The sequence below is a fragment of the Corynebacterium glutamicum ATCC 13032 genome (assembly GCF_000011325.1).
GTDB classification, from domain to species: Bacteria; Actinomycetota; Actinomycetes; order Mycobacteriales; family Mycobacteriaceae; genus Corynebacterium; species Corynebacterium glutamicum.
Genome location: NC_003450.3, coordinates 2,670,961 through 2,691,570, shown reverse-complemented (window position 1 = coordinate 2,691,570; position 20,610 = coordinate 2,670,961). Strand labels below are relative to the sequence as shown.

Annotated in this window: 20 protein-coding genes, 1 tRNA gene and 1 pseudogene; 14 read left to right on the top strand and 8 right to left on the bottom strand. The window is 53.8% G+C overall.

All coding sequences use genetic code 11. The features are described 5' to 3' along the window. Positions 1–2: 2 nt before the first annotated feature. From CGL_RS12645 to CGL_RS12635, 3 genes are read right to left on the bottom strand one after another with little or no spacing between them, the layout of a single operon-like run. The gene (locus CGL_RS12645) at positions 3–797 is read right to left on the bottom strand and encodes a putative hydro-lyase (RefSeq protein WP_011015201.1); all 795 of its coding nucleotides are present in this window, start codon (positions 795–797) and stop codon (positions 3–5) included. A gap of 9 nt (positions 798–806) precedes the next feature. Next, on the bottom strand, positions 807–1,133 hold the full coding sequence (locus tag CGL_RS12640; protein WP_003860253.1) for a fluoride efflux transporter FluC: 327 nt from the start codon (positions 1,131–1,133) through the stop codon (positions 807–809). Further along, the gene (locus tag CGL_RS12635; protein ID WP_011015200.1) at positions 1,130–1,420 is read right to left on the bottom strand and encodes a fluoride efflux transporter family protein; all 291 of its coding nucleotides are present in this window, start codon (positions 1,418–1,420) and stop codon (positions 1,130–1,132) included. The genes CGL_RS12640 and CGL_RS12635 overlap by 4 nt, the downstream gene beginning before the upstream one ends. Before the next feature lie 99 nt (positions 1,421–1,519). Between CGL_RS12635 and pgm the strand changes: the two genes are divergently transcribed. The 3 genes from pgm to CGL_RS12620 all read left to right on the top strand — a co-directional run bounded on the left by pgm (position 1,520) and on the right by CGL_RS12620 (position 4,342). Continuing rightward, entirely contained in the window at positions 1,520–3,184 is a 1,665-nt protein-coding gene (gene pgm, locus CGL_RS12630; protein ID WP_011015199.1) for a phosphoglucomutase (alpha-D-glucose-1,6-bisphosphate-dependent), read from the top strand. A 214-nt stretch (positions 3,185–3,398) separates the two neighbouring features. Continuing rightward, positions 3,399–4,124 carry a DsbA family protein gene (locus tag CGL_RS12625; protein WP_011265962.1) on the top strand — a complete coding sequence of 242 codons (726 nt, stop codon included), beginning with the start codon at positions 3,399–3,401 and terminating at the stop codon, positions 4,122–4,124. Positions 4,125–4,269: 145 nt separating this feature from the next. After that, positions 4,270–4,342 (top strand) — tRNA-Ala (locus tag CGL_RS12620). A gap of 76 nt (positions 4,343–4,418) precedes the next feature. On the opposite strand, the gene CGL_RS12615 is transcribed toward CGL_RS12620, so the two are convergent. Together CGL_RS12615 and CGL_RS12610 are read right to left on the bottom strand one after the other, a co-directional pair. Then, on the bottom strand, positions 4,419–5,255 hold the full coding sequence (locus tag CGL_RS12615) for a phosphosulfolactate synthase (RefSeq protein WP_003860265.1): 837 nt from the start codon (positions 5,253–5,255) through the stop codon (positions 4,419–4,421). A gap of 22 nt (positions 5,256–5,277) precedes the next feature. Beyond that, a complete protein-coding gene (locus CGL_RS12610) occupies positions 5,278–6,651 on the bottom strand; it encodes an MmgE/PrpD family protein (protein ID WP_003860267.1) in 1,374 nt (457 codons plus the stop codon). 272 nt (positions 6,652–6,923) lie between these two features. Here CGL_RS12610 and CGL_RS12605 point away from each other — a divergent pair, with 272 nt between their 5' ends. From CGL_RS12605 to CGL_RS12595, 3 genes are all read left to right on the top strand, one after another. Continuing rightward, positions 6,924–7,946: an MDR family oxidoreductase gene (locus tag CGL_RS12605; protein ID WP_011015197.1), complete on the top strand. Its 1,023-nt coding sequence runs from the start codon at positions 6,924–6,926 to the stop codon at positions 7,944–7,946. An 82-nt stretch (positions 7,947–8,028) separates the two neighbouring features. Beyond that, positions 8,029–8,442, top strand: a complete 414-nt coding sequence (locus CGL_RS12600) for a pyridoxamine 5'-phosphate oxidase family protein (RefSeq protein WP_011015196.1) — start codon at positions 8,029–8,031, stop codon at positions 8,440–8,442. Positions 8,443–8,444: 2 nt separating this feature from the next. Beyond that, the gene (locus CGL_RS12595; protein ID WP_011015195.1) at positions 8,445–9,194 is read left to right on the top strand and encodes a fructosamine kinase family protein; all 750 of its coding nucleotides are present in this window, start codon (positions 8,445–8,447) and stop codon (positions 9,192–9,194) included. Here CGL_RS12595 and nadE read toward each other — a convergent pair. Then, positions 9,191–10,024 (bottom strand): ammonia-dependent NAD(+) synthetase, encoded by an 834-nt coding sequence (gene nadE / locus CGL_RS12590; RefSeq protein ID WP_011015194.1) that lies wholly within the window; start codon positions 10,022–10,024, stop codon positions 9,191–9,193. The genes CGL_RS12595 and nadE overlap by 4 nt on opposite strands. Before the next feature lie 203 nt (positions 10,025–10,227). On the opposite strand from nadE, the gene ykgO reads away from it, so the two are divergent. The 6 genes and pseudogenes from ykgO to CGL_RS12560 all read left to right on the top strand — a co-directional run bounded on the left by ykgO (position 10,228) and on the right by CGL_RS12560 (position 15,330). Next, positions 10,228–10,350 carry a type B 50S ribosomal protein L36 gene (gene ykgO / locus CGL_RS12585; protein WP_003857945.1) on the top strand — a complete coding sequence of 41 codons (123 nt, stop codon included), beginning with the start codon at positions 10,228–10,230 and terminating at the stop codon, positions 10,348–10,350. A 570-nt stretch (positions 10,351–10,920) separates the two neighbouring features. Next, a complete protein-coding gene (gene nrdH / locus CGL_RS12580; protein ID WP_003857948.1) occupies positions 10,921–11,154 on the top strand; it encodes a glutaredoxin-like protein NrdH in 234 nt (77 codons plus the stop codon). 288 nt (positions 11,155–11,442) lie between these two features. Then, the gene (gene nrdI, locus CGL_RS12575; protein ID WP_003857951.1) at positions 11,443–11,889 is read left to right on the top strand and encodes a class Ib ribonucleoside-diphosphate reductase assembly flavoprotein NrdI; all 447 of its coding nucleotides are present in this window, start codon (positions 11,443–11,445) and stop codon (positions 11,887–11,889) included. 100 nt (positions 11,890–11,989) lie between these two features. Beyond that, on the top strand, positions 11,990–14,095 hold the full coding sequence (gene nrdE / locus CGL_RS12570) for a class 1b ribonucleoside-diphosphate reductase subunit alpha (protein ID WP_042383447.1): 2,106 nt from the start codon (positions 11,990–11,992) through the stop codon (positions 14,093–14,095). 281 nt (positions 14,096–14,376) lie between these two features. Beyond that, a pseudogene (locus CGL_RS12565) lies at positions 14,377–14,607 on the top strand (hypothetical protein); the annotation flags it as partial. Between the two features lie 60 nt (positions 14,608–14,667). Beyond that, positions 14,668–15,330 (top strand): metal-dependent transcriptional regulator, encoded by a 663-nt coding sequence (locus tag CGL_RS12560; RefSeq protein WP_011265961.1) that lies wholly within the window; start codon positions 14,668–14,670, stop codon positions 15,328–15,330. Here the strand turns inward: CGL_RS12560 and CGL_RS12555 are convergent. After that, the gene (locus CGL_RS12555) at positions 15,327–16,055 is read right to left on the bottom strand and encodes a FadR/GntR family transcriptional regulator (protein WP_227747767.1); all 729 of its coding nucleotides are present in this window, start codon (positions 16,053–16,055) and stop codon (positions 15,327–15,329) included. The two genes, CGL_RS12560 and CGL_RS12555, sit on opposite strands and share 4 nt — an antisense overlap. A gap of 222 nt (positions 16,056–16,277) precedes the next feature. After that, positions 16,278–16,766, bottom strand: a complete 489-nt coding sequence (locus CGL_RS12550) for a ferritin (protein WP_003860285.1) — start codon at positions 16,764–16,766, stop codon at positions 16,278–16,280. Between the two features lie 464 nt (positions 16,767–17,230). On the opposite strand from CGL_RS12550, the gene nrdF reads away from it, so the two are divergent. Both nrdF and ctaD read left to right on the top strand, forming a co-directional pair. Then, on the top strand, positions 17,231–18,235 hold the full coding sequence (gene nrdF, locus CGL_RS12545; RefSeq protein WP_011015189.1) for a class 1b ribonucleoside-diphosphate reductase subunit beta: 1,005 nt from the start codon (positions 17,231–17,233) through the stop codon (positions 18,233–18,235). Between the two features lie 520 nt (positions 18,236–18,755). Beyond that, positions 18,756–20,510: an aa3-type cytochrome oxidase subunit I gene (gene ctaD / locus CGL_RS12540; RefSeq protein ID WP_011015188.1), complete on the top strand. Its 1,755-nt coding sequence runs from the start codon at positions 18,756–18,758 to the stop codon at positions 20,508–20,510. The last annotated feature ends 100 nt before the right edge of the window (positions 20,511–20,610 follow it).

Genomic DNA, 20,610 nt, shown 5'->3' with positions numbered 1-20,610 from the left:
GTTTAAGGAACCTGGAATCCCAGATCTGGGGCGTCGGTGATCAGCATGTGTCCGGGTGCGTGAGTGATCGCCAGCGGTGGCTTGGAGGACATGACCATTGCTTGAGGGGTAACTCCGCAGGCCCAAAACACGGGGACGTCGCTTGGTTCGGACAGCGGGGCATCGCCGAAATCAGGGTTGTTGATGTCATCGATTCCGATCAGTGAAGGATCGCCGATGTGGACTGGTGCTCCGTGAACCGCGGGGTAGCGGGAGGTAATGCGGACGGCATCCGCGACTTGGGATGCGGGGATCATGCGCAGTGACACCACGAGGTTTCCTGATAGGGAACCGGCTGGTCGGCAGGCAAGTGAGGTTTCATACATGGGGACGTTGCGGCCGGCCTCGAGGTGGCGGACGGGAACGCCTGCTTGGACCATGGGATGTTCAAAAGTAAAGGAGCAGCCGATGATGAAACTGACGAGGTCGTCGCGCCAATAATCGACGGCGCTGGCGGGGGAATCGATAAGTTCGCCGTGTGCGTAAATGCGGTATTGGGGCGCGTCGGTGCGGATGTCTGCTTCGGTGGCGTTTGAGCCGAAAATTCCGCCGAAGGTTTCGCCAGCATTTAATACTTCCAAGATGGGGCAGGGCTTGGGGTTGCGTTGAGCAAAAAGCAGGAAATCATAAGCCAGATCCTGGGGCATGGAAATGAGGTTGGCTTGGGCAAAACCCGCGGACCAGCCGGAGGTGGGTTGGATAAGGCCTGCGCGGAATTGCTGGCGGGCTTCAACTGGGGAAATTGTTGAACGATTCATTCTACAATTCTAGAGCCGCATCCCGAGAAAAACAGCAGAATATCCAAGTGTAAAAGTCAGGCTGAGATAGCCAAGCATCGGCCACCACTTCTTTTCATTCAATAGCTGGCCAAGTTCTTTAGCCAAGGTGGACCAGGTGGAAAGGGCGCCGCAGAAACCAGCGATCAACAAAACCGTATAGAGATGGGGAAGATCCAACGACACAAAAAATCCACCAGCAAGACACGCCAGGGTATTCGCCGCCAGGGTGGCCCTTTTTCCGGGGAATAATTGGGCAAGGCTCCACCGCAGAAAGCCTCCGAAAAAACCGCCGAGAGCTGCATAAAGAAAGATCATCGCGCCAACCGATCCCCAGCTAACCAGGCGAGAATGCAGCCCACAGCGGTGAAGAAATAGAAGGAGACGTCGTTAAGCATCATGGCCGAAAAGGTGGTGAAGCCGCCCAGGAAACCTGTGCCCCAGAACGCGTTGGGGCGCAACCAGCCCATCAGAAACGCTCCCAGCACGTTGATGGTCAGGATCGGCCAGGCGGAATCGCCGAGCCACAACGTCAGCGCAAGGCGCACGCACACCCCCAACGCGGCACCCGCGCCGACACCTAGCCCTTGGATGAGTTTCTGCATGTTAAGCCACCCTACTCCGTGAATTTTGCCGTATCTCGTGCGCACAATTGCTTTTGAGGGGAAGATGAAGAGAAAGTATTGGTGTTTTAAGGAGCAAACATGGCACATGAACGCGCCGGGCAACTCGCCCAACCAGAAGATCTCATCGATGTTGCGGAACTGGTCACCGCATATTTCACCCGCAAGCCGGACGTGAACAACCCTGATCAGCAGGTCGCTTTCGGCACCTCCGGACACCGTGGCTCCGCGCTGGACAGCGCTTTCAACGAGGACCACATCCTGGCAACCACCCAGGCGATCGTCGACTACCGCAACCAGCAGCCAAAAAACTGGGTCGGCCCGCTGTTTATCGGCCGCGATACGCACGCGCTGTCCGAACCAGCGATGATCAGCGCGCTTGAGGTCCTCATTGCCAACGACGTCGAAGTGCTTGTCGACGCCGACGGCCGCTACACCCCGACGCCCGCAGTGTCCCACGCGATCCTACGACACAACGATGGCATCATCCTTGGCACCGCAGGACCCTCCCGCCCCTACGCCGACGGCATCGTGATCACCCCATCCCACAACCCTCCTCGTGATGGCGGATTCAAATACAACCCAGCCAACGGTGGCCCTGCAGATACCGACGCCACCGACTGGATCGCCAACCGCGCCAACGATATTCTGCGCGGCGACCTTGCAGACGTGAAGCGAGTTCCAGTTTCCGGTGTCCTCGACGAGCGCACCACTGCCTACGACTTCAAGGGCATTTACATCGCTGACCTGCCAAACGTGGTCAACATCGATGCCATCCGCGAAGCTGGTGTTCGAATCGGCGCAGACCCAATGGGTGGCGCATCCGTGGATTACTGGGGTGCCATCGCAGAAACCCATGGCCTCAACCTCACCGTGGTCAACCCACACGTTGATTCCACCTTCCGCTTCATGACATTGGACACCGACGGCAAGATCCGCATGGACTGCTCCAGCCCACACGCAATGGCATCGCTGATTGACAACCGAGACAAGTTCGATGTGGCAACCGGCAACGACGCCGACGCCGACCGCCACGGCATCGTCACCCCAGACGCTGGCTTGATGAACCCCAACCACTACCTCGCAGTAGCAATTGAGTACCTCTTTGCTCACCGCCCAGGTTGGTCCGCAGATACCGCAGTGGGCAAAACCCTGGTCAGCTCCTCCATGATCGACCGCGTTGTGGCGCAGCTTGGCCGCACCCTCGTTGAGGTTCCAGTCGGATTCAAGTGGTTTGTCCCAGGTTTGATCTCCGGCGAAATCGGATTCGGTGGTGAAGAATCCGCAGGTGCATCCTTCCTCCGCATGGACGGCACCACCTGGTCCACCGACAAGGACGGCCTCATCCTTGACCTCCTGGCAGCTGAGATCATTGCAGTAACCGGCAAGACCCCATCACAGCGCTACGCAGAACTCGCCGAAGAATTCGGTGCACCTGCCTACGCCCGCACCGATGCAGAAGCCAACCGAGAACAAAAGGCCATCCTGAAGGCACTGTCCCCAGAACAGGTCACCGCCACCGAACTAGCCGGCGAAGCAATCACCGCTAAGCTCACCGAAGCTCCCGGCAATGGCGCAGCCATCGGAGGACTAAAAGTGACCACCGAAAACGCCTGGTTCGCAGCACGCCCATCCGGCACCGAAGACAAGTACAAGATCTACGCAGAATCCTTCAAGGGCGAAGAGCACCTCGCCCAGGTTCAGAAGGAAGCCCAAGCGTTGGTCAGCGAAGTACTCGGACAGTAAAACTGCGGACTTGCTGACAAGTTTCACAGGAGATAGAAAGATCTCCTGTGAATCTCGTCTCGCGCAACTAGTGGACGTGTCAAATAAAGTGCACATGGTTTAAGGTCGAAGAAGTAGCCGATGCTGCACACAACGGTAGGTAGCGTTGGATTTTTGGAATGATCGCCCCCTGCGAGAATTCAAGAAAACAAAACAGATCAAAGTAAGGCAACAAGTGAGCAACAAAGTTCAGAATCCGAACCAAGGTGGAAGCAAGAACTTCCTCTGGGCAATGGTGGCGATCGTCGTCGTTGCAATCGTCGTCGTCGGCTTCATCGTCATCCAAGGCCAGGGCTCAAAAGCAGCCAAGCTTGGTGACCGCGACTACGAAGACACCTCTTTGGCAATGGAAGTAGGCTCCGACTCCATCACGCTGACCTCCGCAAACACCTCCGCCGACGCAAAGTCCGTGCAGCTTTTTGAAGACTTCTCCTGCTCTCACTGCTCCGAGCTCTCCCTCGCCACCGACGCTGACATGAAGACTCAGATCGAAGACGGCAACCTGGTCGTCGAAATCAAGCCACTGAACTTCCTTGACCGCGAAAACATCGACGGCCACTCCACCCACGCATTGGCAGCAGCCCTTGCAGTGGCAGACTCCAACGACGCAACCCTCTACTGGAACTTCCGCGCATTCCTCATGGAAGATCAGTCCGAGATCTACAACCAGTGGTCCGATGATGACTTCGCAGACGGCGTTGAAGCCCTTGGCGCAGACTCCTCCGTAGTAGACGCAATCCGAAACGGCGACAACATCCAGCGCGCATACGACCTGGCAACCGCAAACGGTGAAGAACTCACTGAAGAAACCGGCAGCCTGTCCTCACCACGCGTCCTCCAGGACGGCAAGGATGTTGAAGGCAACATCTCCGACTGGATCACCACTGTTCTAGCTTCTTAAAGAACTGATCTAGAAGGAAAATAAATCCCCCTGATCGTCCACATATTGTGGGTGGTCAGGGGGATTTTTGCTTTAATTCGTGTATCGATGTGGGCGATTTGGTTATTTGAACATCGCTCGGCTAGAGTAACAGGAGTTGAAAAACGGGGCTATGGCGCAGCTGGTAGCGCACCACACTGGCAGTGTGGGGGTCACGGGTTCGAATCCCGTTAGCTCCACAAAAATAAAGCCGCTGATAAAAATCAGCGGCTTTTTCCATTGGAAAGTAGCCTCGTGCCCTCCCTGACCTGGTATTTAAGGCGCAGGGTTGATTACTCGTCCCCAGGTGCTCTTGTTGCCCCAGATGTTTTGGCGCAGCCCTTCAAGTTGCAGAATTTGACTGTGGTCGACGAACAGGTTGCATTCGTTGCCGTAGTTTTTGACATACCACTCAAAGACGGGGCCGTCGGCGGCTTCGAACATGACGTTTTCTAATCCCAGTCCATTGATGATGGACGCGGCAGCGCCTGTATCCCATTCGGTGACGTTTTCGGTGATGCCTTCGGATTCGATCATGATGATGGATGCGCCGGCGTCGAGAGCTTTTTTACCGCGGTCAACCAGATCGCCAATGTCTTTCTTTCCTTCGGCTGCAAGTTCAGCCTCACCAGAGTCGCCTCCGGAACCAATCTGTAGTCCTAGTTCAGGTTTTGCTTTGAGGCCTGCCTTGACCACTTTTTCTACCAGGCGCTGAAGACCTGAAGTGTTGAGCATGATGAATCCGGTGGAAATCTCAATAACATCGAAGCCGACTTCCTTGGCTTCCTTTAAGTAATGATCAACTGCGTCGTCGCCGTAGCGAAGCACAGTTTCAATCCAGCCACCGGAAGACACATAGGCATTGTTTTCATGGGCGATGTCGCTAAAAGCACGCACCTGTTCGGTCGGCACCAGGGAGAAGGAACCGCCTGCCCATTTGATGCCGTCCACCCACTGGCCTGCAACATCGAAGACATCCTGGAGGTGTCGGGTGCCGAAAGTGGAGTAGTACGGTGCACGAATTTCTGTCATGCCGAATGTGCGGGGCTTTTCTGGACGGTAAGCGCGGGGAACAAAGTTGAAGGAAACGTTGTGGGGTACTGCGTTGCTCATGATGAGCTCCTTTCAAAAAGTTTTAGCTGCGGGTGGTGGAGACTTTGGCCAGGGCTTCTGTGAGTTCAGAAACCTGTCGGCTATCGAGCTCGTGAATGATCGTGGCGATTTCTTCACGTAGTTCTTCACCGGTGAATGGTGTGACAAGGGCATCGAATTTCTTGCGCGCGTTGTCCCAATCTAGGGGATTGTCGTGGAAGCCTAAGTAGCTATCTTGTGAAGCTTTGAACACCGAGCCATCGTTTAGTGTGACTTCTAGATCAGCTGGCATGTGGTCAGGGAAGCGATCAGAGAATTCATCTGACGGTGTGATTTCGATTTTCTTCATCAAGGTTTGTACATCATCAGCAACGATGCGTGATGGTTCGTACTGTTCGGGATTGAGCTGACCATCCAGCAGAACTACAGCGAGCATCCACGGCAGTGAGTGATCGGCTTCTTCTTTGGTGCGAATAAGCTGTTTGTCGCCTTCTTCGCCGCCGCCAATGATGGAGTAGGCAACGTCGAAAGTAGTCAGGTGAATCTTTTCAATGTTGTCCACATTGAAGCCTTCTTGTGCGCGTATTTCTTGGGCTGCATCAAGCGCTGACTGCGAGTGAATTTCCGCGTTGTGTTTCTTGATGATGGTGCGCTTAACGCTTTCCAAGTCTTCCTTGGACCAATCGATCTCGAACGGTCCGGAGACGGACTCTTTGAATCCCTTGTTGCCTTCGAAGACTTCTTCCGGACCGGTAATACCTCGGCTTGCGAGCAGTGCTGCCCAGGTTCCTTCTTTGGACACGTGTGGGTAGGCAAGGCCTTTCCAGTGGCTCAAGTTTCCAGTGCGAGTGACACGAAGTGCAACATTGGCTGTTCCTGCGATGGCCAGTGCGTTGGCGATTTGATCAGCTGGCAAACCCAGTGCCTTGGCAGCAGATGCGCCCGCTGCGAATGCTCCTTGGGTGGTGTGATCGAAACCTTTGGCGCGAACTGGTGCGACATCTGAAAGTCTGGTGTGTACCTGGTAGGCCACGGCGAATGCGGTGAGCAGGTCTTTTCCAGAGGCGCCAACGCTTTCGGCTGCAGCGAGCACTGCTCCGAAGTTATCCGAGGGGTGGTTGGTTTCGCCCTTTGCTAGGTAGGCGTCCATGAAGTCGAGGTAGCGGCTTAATGCGCTGTTGAAAAATGCTGCACGTTCCGGACTGGTTTTGCCACCACCAATAAGTGTTGACTGTTCGGTTCCCCCGAGGTCTTCCAGGAGTCCTCGAATGGCGACAATCGGTTCGGCATCCAGTGCGCCAATGGCAACGCCTACGGTGTCTAGCACTCTGATTTTCAATTGCTCTACGGCTTCGGGGCTTGCATCATTGAGTTTGGCAGCTTCCACGAATGCGGCGAGATCTTGCGATTCGGTCATTGCAATCCTATCTACTAGTTAAGTTTGGCTTGCCTTCATTAAGCGCTTGGTCCGGGGTGAGGGTCAATGATTTGCATCACATTGTGGATCAAGTCATAGAACTCTTCTATGTGTAAAAGATTTTTGTTAGTGTTTGGTTATCTGTGTGTCGAGGGTTGGAAATGTGTGCCAATCCTCCCATTAAGCACCTTGTCTTCCGGAAGCTTCCACCCCAAATTCCAAACCCCAAATTCCATGCCCCGGATGGACATTTTTCATTACACTCGGGGGCTATGACTCCAGCTCACATATTTTCTGAAGGTCCAATCAATAGTGTTGTTCTCAGCCAGGATGAGGATGGAAATTTCACCACCTCCTACCAGGACACGTTCTCTGATCCATCATTTTTGGGGGAAGGTGACGTTCTAATTGAGGTTGGTTGGTCCAGCTTGAATTACAAGGACGCAATGGCTCTGAAGGGTGATAAGGGAGTGGTGCGTACTGTGCCACTGATTCCAGGTATCGATGTGGTGGGCACTGTGATCGAGAGCGCTGATCCTCGCTTTGGTCGTGGTGATGAAGTGGTGCTGAATGGCGCTGGTTTGGGGGAGAACCGGCATGGAGGTTTCACGCAGCGGCTGAAAGTGCCGTCTGAACCGTTGCTGCATATTCCATTTAACTTCTCCGCGCAGCAGGTGGGTGCGTTGGGTACTGCAGGTTTCACGGCTGCGCTATCGGTGAATGCTCTGGTCGATCAAGGTATCAAACCGGAGGATGGGGAGATTCTGGTAACTGGTTCGACTGGTGGTGTGGGTTCGATTGCACTTCACCTGCTGAATAAGTTGGGATATACGACGGTCGCGGTGACGGGGCGTCGAGAAGCGCATGCCGAATACCTGACCAGCCTGGGCGCAAGCGACATCATTGATCGCGCGGAGCTTTCTGAAAAGGGCCGGCCGCTGCAGAAGGGGCGTTGGGCGGGTGTAGTGGATTCAGTGGGATCCCACACACTTGTCAATGCGATTGCTCAGACAAAATGGGGCGGAATTGTCACGGCGTGTGGCATGGCTCAGGGGCCGGATCTGCCGGGAACGGTGTTGCCGTTTATTCTTCGTGGCGTGCATTTGGTTGGCATTAACTCTGTCGATGCACCCCGTGAGCTGCGTCGACGTGCGTGGGCGTTGCTGTCCGAGCATCTTGATACCGCGGTGCTAGATGATATGACCACTGTGATTGATGTCAAGGATGTTGCTCAAGCTGGCGAAGATTTGATGGCTGGCAAGCTTCACGGACGTACCGCGGTGCGTGTTCATTAGCAGGTCAAGCGCGTAATTGAGGGCTAGACTGGTTAGTACCGGATATTCTTTTTTTCTTTAGTTTGTGGGAGTGGAGATAACTATGGACAATCCAGTCAACATCCTCAATGAGCAGGAAGCTTTGGAGCGCCTGCAGTCGGTGTCTCTTGGTCGCGTGGTGGTTCGTCGCAGCGATGAGATGGACATTTTCCCGGTGAACTTCATTGTGGATAAGGGCGCAATTTACATTCGTACAGCTGAGGGCAACAAGTTGTTCAGCATGAATCTCAACCACGATGTGCTCTTTGAAGCCGATGAGGTCAAGGACGGAAAGGCCTGGTCCGTGGTGGTTCGTGCGACCGCAGAGATTGTGCGCAAGCTGGATGAGATCGCCTACGCCGACACTTTGGAGTTGAAGCCTTGGATTCCAACCCTGAAGTACAACTATGTCCGTATTGTTCCGAATGAAATCACTGGCCGTGAGTTCACCCTCGGCGAGGAGCCTGAGCGCTACTAGCTTTGCCACATTTCACTAAACGCCCCGCACAACCCCAAGCAGCCTTGGCGGAAGCCGCAGGTCTACGCTGGCTCGCCGAAGCATCTTCAGCTGTGGCACAGGTTGTTAGCGCCGACGCAGAGCAGATCACGACTGTTGGCGTCGAAACGCAATTGCCCACACCCGATGCGGCCTTCAAGGCCGGCGAAGAGCTCGCCCGCATCCACCTTGCCGGCGCCCCAGCGTTCGGCTGTCCACCAGCGGGCTGGGCGGGGTTAAACTACATCGGCACCCAGGGACAAGCATGCTTATCGACGCCCACCTGGGGTGTTTTTTACTCCCAGCAACGCGTACTCCCGTTTGCGCGCCGGGCACGCAGGCGAAATCACCTCACCGAGCACGCACTCTGGGTCGTGGAAGCCGCTTGTGATTTGATTAGCGAACTTCCCGATGACGTTCCCCCCGCCAGAATCCACGGCGACTTGTGGTTTGGCAACCTACTTTTTGGCACAGACGGGCCTGTGTTTATTGACCCCGCAGCTCACGGCGGTCATCCCGAAACTGATCTCGCGATGCTTGATGTATTTGGCGCACCCTATCTCGATGAAATCCGGGAAGGTTATCTGTCTATCAACCCGCTGCCAGACGGGTGGCGTGAACGCACCCCCATGCACCAACTCCACCCTTTGGCCGTACATGCGGCGTCTCATGGGCCAAGCTACGGCGTGGAACTACTCCACGCCGCCAAAGCGACACTCAAACTGTTGGATTAACGCCACCAATTTTCCTGCGGGGTAGCAGGGAGGTGGCGCTTGTGCTGGCCCACCTTCCACAGGTGCTCAATGCGCTGCTGGGCTTTTTCACTGACATCGGGCTTGTTTTCCAGGTAATTATCGATGTCCGCATACGACACACCAAGTGCTTCCTCATCTGGCAACGCTGGGCGATCCTCTTCCAAATCAGCGGTAGGAACCTTGGTCCACGTGCTTGAAGGTGCACCCAGGTGCTCCAGAATGGCAGCTCCTTGACGCTTGCTCAAACCTGCCAAAGGAAGCAGGTCAGCTGCGCCATCACCGAATTTGGTGAAGAACCCCGTGACGTTTTCAGCCGCGTGATCAGTGCCAATAACCAGCAAGCCCAACTGGCCTGCGATTGCGTACTGGGCAACCATGCGTTGGCGAGCTTTAATATTGCCCCGATTGAAGTCGGTCAGCTCAGGAAGTTCCAAAGCAGCTGCAACAGTTGCTTCGGTGGCGTCCGTTGCGTCTTTAACGTTGACGGTCACGCTCTTGTCAGGTGCGATGAATTCCAATGCAACTTGCGCATCGTCCTCATCTGCCTGGATCGCGTAGGGGAGGCGAACTGCGTAGAAGACATAATCCGTGCTGTTTTCTTCCGCACGAATGCGCTCTACTGCCAGCTGCGTGAGTCGTCCCGCAAGAGTGGAATCCTGGCCACCTGAAATACCAAGAACAAAGCCTTTTGTATGGGAAGCCCGCAGGTAATCGACGAGGAACTGCACACGGAATTCAACTTCCTTGGCCACGTCGATTGCTGGGCTCACCTTTAGTTCATTAATGATCTCGGTTTGAGTGTTTGTCATGTACCTAATCCTAGGCAAACATGGCGCGGTGGTGTCTTGGGGCGCGCTAAACTTTGGCGGTGCGGGCCAAGGGTTTGGAGTTTAGTGCTGGAGTCGGTTAAGATAGTTCCTCGTGTCATAGCTGGTTAGACGTACGTGTTTATTTGTCCATCTAACCGCTGAAAAATAGCCTTATATAGCGCATGAGAGAAAGGAGCGCCCGAATGAAGGTACGCAATTCCCTTCGGTCGCTGAAGAACAAGCCGGGCGCCCAGGTCGTGCGTCGCCGTGGCAAAGTCTACGTGATCAACAAGAAAGAGCCACGTTTCAAGGCTCGCCAGGGTTAATCTTTTCGATTAACTTCCGGTTTATACAAATAGCCAGGCATCGTCTCCTCCCTTGTGGAGGGTTCGGTGCCTGGTTGTTTTTATGCATGCGAAAGTGAGTATTGCGAATATTTGTTCTAGATACTGTCTGACTCTTGCCGTGGCGGTCTAATATCTGCGCTTTTGATTGATGGGGGCGATGTGACGGACCTACTTTTTGTGGTGTTGGGTGCGTTGTGGCTCGGTCTGGGTAGGGGAGTGTTTTGGGTTGTAATGCGACGTCATTAATGTAACGATTCTGTAACGGACACCCCTTGGGTGGGGTGGCGAACTGCGTAAATGACATGAATGTAATTACGTATCTAGAGTTTGGTGGAGCAAAGGATCGCTACATGTGGTGGCTGAAGAACTGCCATCCTGGGAATACTCACCATGTAACTACTATATGTAGTGCTAGTTGCGCTTATTCACCACAAAGTATAGTGTTTGTTGTGTCGCCTTGAGCGATGCAAAGACTTTAAAAACAGATCTAAAAAAGTGAGATGAGGCATTAGCGTCAACCGCTAAAGCCGATAAGGGAAGGTCCAAAAAATGGCAATCACCGTTTACACCAAGCCAGCTTGCGTCCAGTGCAATGCCACCAAGAAGGCCCTCGACCGCGCTGGTCTTGAGTATGACCTCGTTGATATCAGCCTTGATGAAGAGGCACGTGAGTACGTCCTCGCACTTGGCTACCTGCAGGCACCAGTTGTCGTTGCAGATGGCTCCCACTGGTCCGGTTTCCGCCCAGAGCGCATCCGTGAAATGGCAACCGCAGCTGCCTAAACTGCACTTCGTGGCACGACCTGTTTAATCGAACAGGTGAGCCATGCACGTCACACCATTTGTGACCTTCCCCAACGCTCGTCGCCTAATATTTGGCGGCGTTTCGTATTTCACCACTAATTCCCGTGAATTCAGCAAATCACCTACGGGTTGAAACCACGCGGCCGTGAAATCGGGAACAATAGAAGTTCAGTTCTTCCCTTCAACGCCCTTGAAGGGGGAAACTGATACCAGCAAGCACACTAGGCTTGCGCACAAACGGTATTTAGAAGGGAAGTGAGTTCGAGGATGCTAATCGTGTATTTTTCCTCGGCCACCGACAACACGCATCGTTTTGTACAAAAGCTCGATTTACCCAACGTGCGCATCCCCCTCACTAGGGTGGAAGAACCGCTGAAAATCAACGAGCCCTACGTGCTAATCACCCCGACCTATGGTGGTGGAGTCTCCATGACTGGAGAAAACTCCCGCCCGGTCCCACCACAAGTCATCAGGTTTTTAAATGATGAACACAACCGCAGCTTCATCAGGGCAGTTGTTGCAGGTGGAAACTCAAACTTCGGCTCCGATTTTGGGTTGGCAGGCGAGATCATTTCCAAGAAATGTAAAGTGCCCTATGTCTACCGTTTCGAGCTCATGGGCAATGAGGAAGATGTAAGTATCCTTCGTGGAGGTCTTACTCAAAACGCCCAAGCTTTGGGGCTGGAACCACAAGAACCAGTTACCTCGCGATAAACCTTAAAACTTAATCAATCAATACAAAGTTCACACCTCTTTTGAAAGGGACATTCCTTTGACTGCATCGGGAACCACCGTCGTGCCACGCGGAGACCAGATGGACTTCCACGCTCTTAACGCGTTGCTCAACCTTTACGATGACAACGGCAAGATCCAGTTTGAGAAAGACCGTGAAGCTGCAAACCAGTACTTCCTGCAGCACGTCAACCAGAACACCGTCTTCTTCCACAACCTGCAGGAAAAGATCGACTACCTGGTTGAAAACAAGTACTATGACCCAATCGTTCTGGACAAGTACGACTTCCAGTTCATCAAGGACCTCTTCAAGCGCGCATACGGATTCAAGTTCCGCTTCCAGTCCTTCCTCGGTGCATACAAGTACTACACTTCCTACACCCTGAAGACCTTCGACGGTCGCCGCTACCTCGAGCGTTTCGAAGACCGTGTCTGCATGGTCGCCCTCACCCTCGCTGACGGCGACCGCGCATTGGCCGAGAACCTGGTCGATGAGATCATGTCTGGCCGTTTCCAACCAGCAACCCCAACCTTCCTGAACTCCGGCAAGGCACAGCGCGGCGAGCCAGTATCCTGCTTCCTCCTGCGTATCGAAGACAACATGGAGTCCATCGGACGTTCCATCAACTCTGCTCTTCAGCTGTCCAAGCGTGGCGGTGGCGTAGCGTTGCTGCTGTCCAACCTTCGTGAAGCCGGTGCACCGATTAAGAAGATTGAAAACCAGTCTTCCGGTGTTATCCCAGTGATGAAACTTCTGGAAGATGCTTTCTCCTACGCTAACCAGCTGGGTGCTCGTCAGGGTGCAGGTGCTGTGTACCTCAACGCTCACCACCCAGATATCCTGTCCTTCCTGGATACCAAGCGTGAGAACGCCGATGAGAAGATCCGCATCAAGACCCTGTCCCTGGGTGTTGTGATTCCGGACATCACCTTCGAGCTGGCTAAGCGCAACGATGACATGTACCTGTTCTCCCCATACGATGTGGAGCGCATTTACGGCAAGCCTTTCGCAGACGTCTCAATCACCGAGCACTACGACGAGATGGTGGATGATGACCGCATCCGCAAGACCAAGATCAACGCGCGTCAGTTCTTCCAGACCCTGGCAGAAATCCAGTTCGAGTCCGGTTACCCATACATCATGTATGAAGACACCGTGAATGCATCCAACCCAATCGAAGGTCGCATCACCCACTCAAACCTGTGCTCTGAGATCCTTCAGGTGTCCACCCCATCTGAATTCAACGATGACCTGACTTACGCAGAGGTCGGCGAAGACATTTCTTGTAACTTGGGTTCCCTCAACGTTGCAATGGCTATGGATTCACCAAACTTTGAGAAGACCATCGAAACCGCAATCCGCGGCTTAACTGCAGTGTCTGAGCAGACCAGCATCGATTCCGTGCCTTCCATCCGTAAGGGCAACGAAGCAGCTCACGCCATCGGCCTTGGCCAGATGAACCTTCACGGCTACTTCGGTCGCGAGCACATGCACTACGGCTCCGAGGAAGCCCTGGACTTCACCAACGCATACTTTGCTGCCGTGCTGTACCAGTGCCTGCGTGCATCCAACAAGATCGCTACTGAGCGTGGAGAGCGTTTCAAGAACTTCGAAAACTCCAAGTATGCAACCGGTGAGTACTTCGATGATTTCGATGCAAACGACTTCGCACCAAAGTCCGACAAGGTCAAGGAACTCTTTGCCAAGTCGAACATCCACACCCCAACCGTTGAGGACTGGGCTGCGCTGAAGGCCGACGTGATGGAGCACGGTCTGTTCAACCGTAACCTGCAAGCGGTTCCACCAACCGGTTCGATCTCCTACATCAACAACTCCACCTCGTCGATCCACCCAATCGCATCCAAGATTGAGATCCGCAAGGAAGGCAAGATCGGCCGCGTTTACTACCCAGCTCCACACATGGACAATGACAACCTTGAGTACTTCGAGGACGCCTACGAAATCGGCTACGAGAAGATCATTGACACCTACGCTGTGGCAACCAAGTACGTTGACCAGGGCCTGTCACTGACCTTGTTCTTCAAGGACACTGCCACCACCCGTGACATCAACCGTGCGCAGATCTACGCATGGCGCAAGGGCATCAAGACCTTGTACTACATTCGCCTGCGCCAGGTTGCTCTGGAAGGCACTGAAGTTGACGGCTGCGTCAGCTGCATGCTGTAAAAGCACTTAAAAATATCCCCGACCTGCACAAGGTTGGGGATATTTTTATGCCCAGAAACTTCCTCCACATGGTGTGACGTGGTTGTTTGATCACTCAAACATCTTCTTGTCCGTAGACACACACGATTGCCAGCTGACACGATGTCTGTTGCTGAAGGGGAGTAGCTCGACAAACGCGGTTGTCGACATACTGGCACGCAAGATCTGTGTACCCGGCCCACGTGCCTAAAACTAGGTGAGCGAGACCTTCGAGCAGTTCCTCGAAGGAGAGTGATCCACCTATGTTTCCGCGAATTCCGCTGGCAATGTGTGCTGTCGCAGCAATCCCTGCTGTTGTGCTCAGGTTTTCTGAGCTGTCGGCGTCACCTGTGGCGACCATGCTGATTTTTGGTACCGCAGTGGTTGCTGCCTCTTTTGTGTTGGCGTGGGCAGCTGAAGCTGTGCGCAAAGATATTTCTGGTGCGTTGGCAGTGGCCTTGCTTGCGTTAGTTGCAGTGCTTCCTGAATATGCTTCTGAAACGGTTGTCGAGCACACTTATCAAACATCGGCGGCGAATTAAGAAGGTGAACAGTTGACGCAGTGGGGTAATTCGAATGTTGTGGAGGACTATCTCACAGCACTTTTCCGTGCAGAAGAATGGGATGAGGAACCAACAACAGGAAAACTCGCTGAAGTAATTGGAGTTACCGCATCAACGGTGTCGGCGACGCTCAAAAAACTCAACCCTGAGGGCTTCGTCAATTACCGTCCCTACGGGGACATCGAGCTGACGCCCGCAGGTCGAGACATCGCCATCAACGTGATCAGGCGGCGCCGGATCATTGAGACCTATCTGTCTGAGAAGCTTGGATTAGGCGCTCATGAACTACACGGCGAGGCAGATTTATTAGAGCACGCAGTGTCTCCACTGGTGTTGGAGAAGATGTTTCAGGCAGTGGGCTATCCAACGTTGGATCCTCACGGGGATCCCATCCCCACCGAATCTGGGGAGATGACCATCAATGATGGACTCATGCTTTTGGGACTAAAAGCTGGCGCATCTGCCACGGTTACACGTGTTAGGGACGGAAACCCATCAGTGGTTCGGTACCTCACTGGAGTGGGAATTACCGTGGGCACAACGGTCACGGTCGTTGAAGCTCTTAGCGATATTGCCACACTGCGCCTGCAGATCGGGGAAATGTTTCAAGACATTCCCCTTGCAGTGGCAAACGCAGTGCGCGTATCACGTTAGTTCAGCGTGCCCAGCGCGCTGCGCACCTCATTGAGGATGTTTCGGGACGCAGTTTCTGCGGCGTCGGCGTCGCGGTTAAGGAGGGCGTCGGCAAGCTTATCGTGGTTGTCTAGCGCCTCGTGCGCCGGCAGATCAGGCTGCAGGCCGAGCTCGGTGCGGCCGACAAGAACCGCGCTAATCGACGGAATCAGTGCAGCGAACATCTCATTGTGGCAATAACGCAAGATGAGCTCGTGGAAAGTGACGTCCGCTTCGAGGAAGCGCTGGGACGCACCCTGACCAGATTCACCCAACTGACGCATCTCTGTTGCGAGCGCGCGGATTTTCTCGAGCTCGGCGGTTGACGCGTGAAGAGCAACGCTGCGCGCGGCAATCGGTTCAATAGCAATACGAAGCTCGGTAAGAGACTGAAGCTGGCCTTCACGCTGACCTTCGTCATTGAGACGCCAGCGAATGATGGACTTATCAAAAACAGCCCACTCTTCCTGTGGCAAAACAGTAATGCCAATGCGACGTGAAGAAGCGACAAGACCGAGCTGCTCCAAAGCGCGCATCGCTTCGCGTGCCACTGTGCGGGAAATGCCAAAACGCTCGCCGATGTCCATCAGCTTGAAGGTATCTCCGACAGCAACCTTGCCACTGATGATATCTTGACCGAGCTCATCAAGAACACTGTCAAGAAGTGGCTTGGCTGGGGTGGGGGCAGAACCTAATGGATTAGTCATAGGACTTTCGTTTGCTGGGGTCATGGTGCCTCTTTAATGGGCCGGTGTACTTGCTTACTTAATAGAAAAGAATGTGATTACCATTATTACTGTTTTAAGTTGTGCTTTCGAGCAAATACCAATGTTTTTGGAAAAGAGCACTAATTAAGGGAATACCTAGAGAATAAAAAATGCTCCCCTCCCCTTTAGTGGGGGAGTGGAGCATTAAAAACTGCGGGGAATTTAGCGGGAGCCGAGTTCGCCGTCGATGCGCAGGATTCCGGAACCGGAATCACCAGCGATACGGAGGCGGTCGATGATCTCGCCGACGGTTGCTTCTTCTTCGATCTGCTCGTTGAGGAACCAGTCGATCAGTGCGCGGGAATCGTAGTCCTTCTCAGCGTCCTGGATGGCAGCGAGCTCGCGGATCAGGCCGGAGATCTTCTGCTCGTGTGCCAGGGAAGCCTCGAAAGCCTCGATAGCGGAGGTGACATCAAGCTTTGGTGGTGCAATGTCACCGATCTGTGGGGTGTAGTCACGGTCAAGAAGGTGCTGAGCGAACTTCTGTGCGTGTTCGAGCTCTTCTTTGCTCTGTGCCTTCATCCAGTCGCGCATGCCGGTGAGGCCCAGATCGTCTAGAACGTAGGAGAGCTGAAGGTACACCATTGAAGCTTCAAGCTCTGCAGTCACTTGGTTGTTGAAAGCTGATGCGATCTTCTCGTTGATTGTCATGGCCCCTAACGTACACAACTTCCGCAAGGCTGTCAGCATAGGTTAGCGCAGCATAACCCGCATTTTTGGGCTTTGGATTGGCTAAGTTTCCCACCTTTTTGAAGGCTTGAAAATGGCCCAGTTTGAGACCTGTTTCACATTAAAGGTTTTCTCTAAATGACGTGCTAGTGGCGATAATTTAGGGCAATAAGTGGTTGAAGTTGAGGGCTGATGGAGATGGTCTTGTGGCGTTAGTCTGACACTGAACCCTGTGGGGCGTAATGGAAAATAAGTGACTAAGATCACGTTTTGGGGTGGGGGATTGCGCTCTAAAGCTAGGTCTAAAGCTAGGCGACTTGACCAAAATTGATAGGCTGGGGCGGGTCTTCTGAAGGGCTTCGGTTGGGGTAAGCTGGCGATCTGAAATCGCGCTGCATTGTGGCGTCGAAAAGCAAAAAAATTTGTAGAAGGGAAGAGCGCACCTAATGGCTGCTGATTCTGATCTCAGTGTTCACGATGCTTACTTAAAGGAGCATGTTGCACCTGTAAAGGCGATCAACTGGAACTCCATCCCAGATTCCAAAGATCTTGAAGTCTGGGATCGTCTGACCGGTAACTTCTGGCTCCCAGAAAAGGTCCCAGTATCCAACGACATCAAGAGCTGGGGAACCCTCAACGAGGTTGAAAAAGCCGCAACCATGCGCGTGTTCACCGGACTTACCCTGCTGGACACCATTCAGGGCACTGTCGGCGCAATCTCCCTGCTTCCAGACGCAGATTCACTGCACGAAGAAGCGGTGCTAACCAACATTGCGTTCATGGAATCCGTGCACGCAAAGAGTTACTCCAACATCTTCATGACTCTGGCCTCCACCGCGGAAATCAACGATGCGTTCCGTTGGTCTGAGGAAAATGAAAACCTGCAGCGCAAGGCAAAGATCATCCTGTCTTACTATGAGGGCGATGATCCACTAAAGCGCAAGATCGCCTCCGTGATCCTGGAGTCCTTCCTGTTCTACTCCGGCTTCTACCTCCCAATGTATTGGTCCAGCCACTCCAAGCTGACCAACACCGCCGACGTGATCCGCCTGATCATCCGCGATGAGGCAGTGCACGGCTACTACATTGGCTACAAGTATCAAAAGGCTGTCGCGAAGGAGACTCCAGAGCGTCAGGAAGAGCTGAAGGAGTACACCTTCGATCTGCTCTACGATCTTTACGATAACGAAACTCAGTACTCCGAAGATCTCTACGACGATCTTGGATGGACCGAGGATGTTAAGCGATTCCTTCGCTACAACGCCAACAAGGCCCTCAACAACCTTGGCTACGAAGGACTCTTCCCAGCGGATGAAACCAAGGTGTCCCCAAACATCTTGTCTGCGCTGTCACCAAACGCTGATGAGAACCACGACTTCTTCTCCGGCTCCGGTTCCTCTTACGTTATTGGTAAGGCAGAAAACACCGAGGATGATGACTGGGACTTCTAACTTTTAAAAAGCTGAAGCGCTCTACGGCTGTAGTTAACTGCAACCGTTAGAGCGTTTTTCGCTTTCTGGTGGGGGCTTAAGGTGCGGGTTTTTCCGAAGCGCATATCGGGGTAGGGGAGCGCCAGGCGCCCCGTGGACCCCTCGGCGGCACATCACGCTTTAGAAGAAAACGCCCCTGGAATGGGCGTCTCAACCATTCGATTGAACCCCGGCGGGGGGAATTGTGAAATCTGTGGCAGGGGTTAACCGTGGGGGTAGGGCTTCCTGGCGAAATGTCCGTCAAATTGTGAACCCCTTCACACCTTTGGTTAAAAGTCACTGCCCACAAGTGACTGAACCTGGCAGCGACCTCATGAATTGTTTGAAAAACATTTTTTTTGGGCATGAAAAGGGGATACAGTTAGCTGCATACCGGCCTTTTTGGGTTGGCATCGGATCCTGCCTGTGGCCTAAGATCAGGCAGTGTTGTTAAAGGACGATCGGTAATCCGAATGGATCGTCCCGTAGTCAGGAGGAACCTATGACCGCTGTGGCGCCTAGGGTCGACGGGCACGTCGCCCCTCAGAGGCCCGAGCCGACAGGCCATGCACGCAAGGGCAGCAAAGCATGGTTAATGATGACCACCACCGACCACAAGCAGCTGGGCATTATGTACATCATTATGTCCTTCAGCTTCTTCTTCCTCGGTGGCTTGATGGCCCTGCTTATCCGAGCGGAGCTTTTCACCCCTGGTCTGCAGTTCCTGTCTAATGAGCAGTTCAACCAGCTGTTCACCATGCACGGAACTGTCATGCTGCTGCTGTACGGAACTCCAATTGTTTGGGGTTTTGCTAACTACGTCCTGCCACTTCAGATCGGTGCGCCTGACGTAGCTTTCCCACGTTTGAATGCTTTCGGCTTCTGGATCACCACCGTCGGTGGTGTCGCGATGCTGACCGGCTTCCTGACCCCGGGTGGTGCTGCCGACTTCGGTTGGACCATGTACTCCCCACTGTCTGACGCAATTCACTCCCCAGGCCTTGGCTCTGACATGTGGATTGTCGGTGTCGGTGCAACTGGTATTGGCTCCGTTGCTTCCGCAATTAACATGCTCACCACCATCCTCTGCCTCCGCGCACCTGGTATGACCATGTTCCGTATGCCTATTTTCACCTGGAATATCTTCGTTGTTTCCGTTCTTGCTCTGCTGATCTTCCCACTGCTGCTCGCTGCTGCACTGGGTGTTCTGTATGACCGCAAGCTTGGTGGACACCTGTACGATCCAGCTAACGGCGGCTCCCTCCTGTGGCAGCACCTGTTCTGGTTCTTCGGACACCCTGAGGTTTACGTTCTGGCGCTGCCGTTCTTCGGCATTGTTTCTGAGATCATTCCTGTGTTCTCCCGTAAGCCAATGTTCGGTTACGTCGGCCTGATCTTCGCAACCTTGTCCATTGGTGCACTGTCCATGGCTGTGTGGGCTCACCACATGTTCGTTACTGGCGCAGTTTTGCTTCCGTTCTTCTCCTTCATGACGTTCCTGATTTCGGTTCCTACCGGCGTTAAGTTCTTCAACTGGGTTGGAACCATGTGGAAGGGTCACATCACTTGGGAAACCCCAATGATCTGGTCTGTTGGCTTCATGGCTACCTTCCTCTTCGGTGGTCTGACCGGCATTATGCTGGCGTCCCCACCACTGGACTTCCACTTGGCTGACTCCTACTTCCTGATCGCGCACTTCCACTACACCCTCTTCGGTACCGTGGTGTTCGCATCGTGTGCAGGCGTTTACTTCTGGTTCCCGAAGATGACTGGCCGCATGATGGACGAGCGTCTTGGCAAGATCCACTTCTGGTTGACCTTCGTCGGTTTCCACGGAACCTTCCTCATCCAGCACTGGGTGGGCAACATGGGTATGCCACGTCGTTACGCTGACTACCTGGATTCTGATGGTTTCACCATCTACAACCAGATCTCCACCGTGTTCTCCTTCCTGCTTGGCCTGTCTGTCATTCCATTCATCTGGAACGTCTTCAAGTCCTGGCGCTACGGTGAGCTCGTTACCGTTGATGATCCTTGGGGTTACGGCAACTCCCTGGAGTGGGCAACCTCCTGCCCTCCTCCTCGCCACAACTTCGCATCCTTGCCTCGTATCCGCTCCGAGCGCCCTGCGTTCGAGCTGCACTACCCGCACATGATTGAACGCATGCGCGCAGAGGCACACACTGGACATCACGATGATATTAATGCTCCAGAATTGGGTACCGCCCCAGCCCTTGCATCTGACTCCAGCCGCTAAAAGCGTCTGATTTAAGTCGGTACCTGACTAAATAAGCACCAGCCCCAGCAGAGATAATCTGCCGGGGCTGGTGCTTTTCATATTCCGACTTGGGGCACCC

Excerpts from the sequence above, each read along its gene's own strand:
- pgm (WP_011015199.1), top strand. The coding sequence starts at position 1,520 with ATGGCACATGAACGCGCCGGGCAACTCGCCCAACCAGAAGATCTCATC.
- CGL_RS12640 (WP_003860253.1), bottom strand. The coding sequence starts at position 1,133 with ATGATCTTTCTTTATGCAGCTCTCGGCGGTTTTTTCGGAGGCTTTCTG.
- CGL_RS12615 (WP_003860265.1), bottom strand. The coding sequence starts at position 5,255 with ATGAGCAACGCAGTACCCCACAACGTTTCCTTCAACTTTGTTCCCCGC.
- CGL_RS12600 (WP_011015196.1), top strand. The coding sequence starts at position 8,029 with ATGGACAATCCAGTCAACATCCTCAATGAGCAGGAAGCTTTGGAGCGC.
- CGL_RS12645 (WP_011015201.1), bottom strand. The coding sequence starts at position 797 with ATGAATCGTTCAACAATTTCCCCAGTTGAAGCCCGCCAGCAATTCCGC.
- ykgO (WP_003857945.1), top strand. The coding sequence starts at position 10,228 with ATGAAGGTACGCAATTCCCTTCGGTCGCTGAAGAACAAGCCGGGCGCC.
- CGL_RS12555 (WP_227747767.1), bottom strand. The coding sequence starts at position 16,055 with ATGACTAATCCATTAGGTTCTGCCCCCACCCCAGCCAAGCCACTTCTT.
- nrdF (WP_011015189.1), top strand. The coding sequence starts at position 17,231 with ATGGCTGCTGATTCTGATCTCAGTGTTCACGATGCTTACTTAAAGGAG.
- CGL_RS12550 (WP_003860285.1), bottom strand. The coding sequence starts at position 16,766 with ATGACAATCAACGAGAAGATCGCATCAGCTTTCAACAACCAAGTGACT.
- CGL_RS12610 (WP_003860267.1), bottom strand. The coding sequence starts at position 6,651 with ATGACCGAATCGCAAGATCTCGCCGCATTCGTGGAAGCTGCCAAACTC.
- nrdH (WP_003857948.1), top strand. The coding sequence starts at position 10,921 with ATGGCAATCACCGTTTACACCAAGCCAGCTTGCGTCCAGTGCAATGCC.
- CGL_RS12605 (WP_011015197.1), top strand. The coding sequence starts at position 6,924 with ATGACTCCAGCTCACATATTTTCTGAAGGTCCAATCAATAGTGTTGTT.
- nadE (WP_011015194.1), bottom strand. The coding sequence starts at position 10,024 with ATGACAAACACTCAAACCGAGATCATTAATGAACTAAAGGTGAGCCCA.
- nrdI (WP_003857951.1), top strand. The coding sequence starts at position 11,443 with ATGCTAATCGTGTATTTTTCCTCGGCCACCGACAACACGCATCGTTTT.
- ctaD (WP_011015188.1), top strand. The coding sequence starts at position 18,756 with ATGACCGCTGTGGCGCCTAGGGTCGACGGGCACGTCGCCCCTCAGAGG.
- nrdE (WP_042383447.1), top strand. The coding sequence starts at position 11,990 with ATGGACTTCCACGCTCTTAACGCGTTGCTCAACCTTTACGATGACAAC.
- CGL_RS12635 (WP_011015200.1), bottom strand. The coding sequence starts at position 1,420 with ATGCAGAAACTCATCCAAGGGCTAGGTGTCGGCGCGGGTGCCGCGTTG.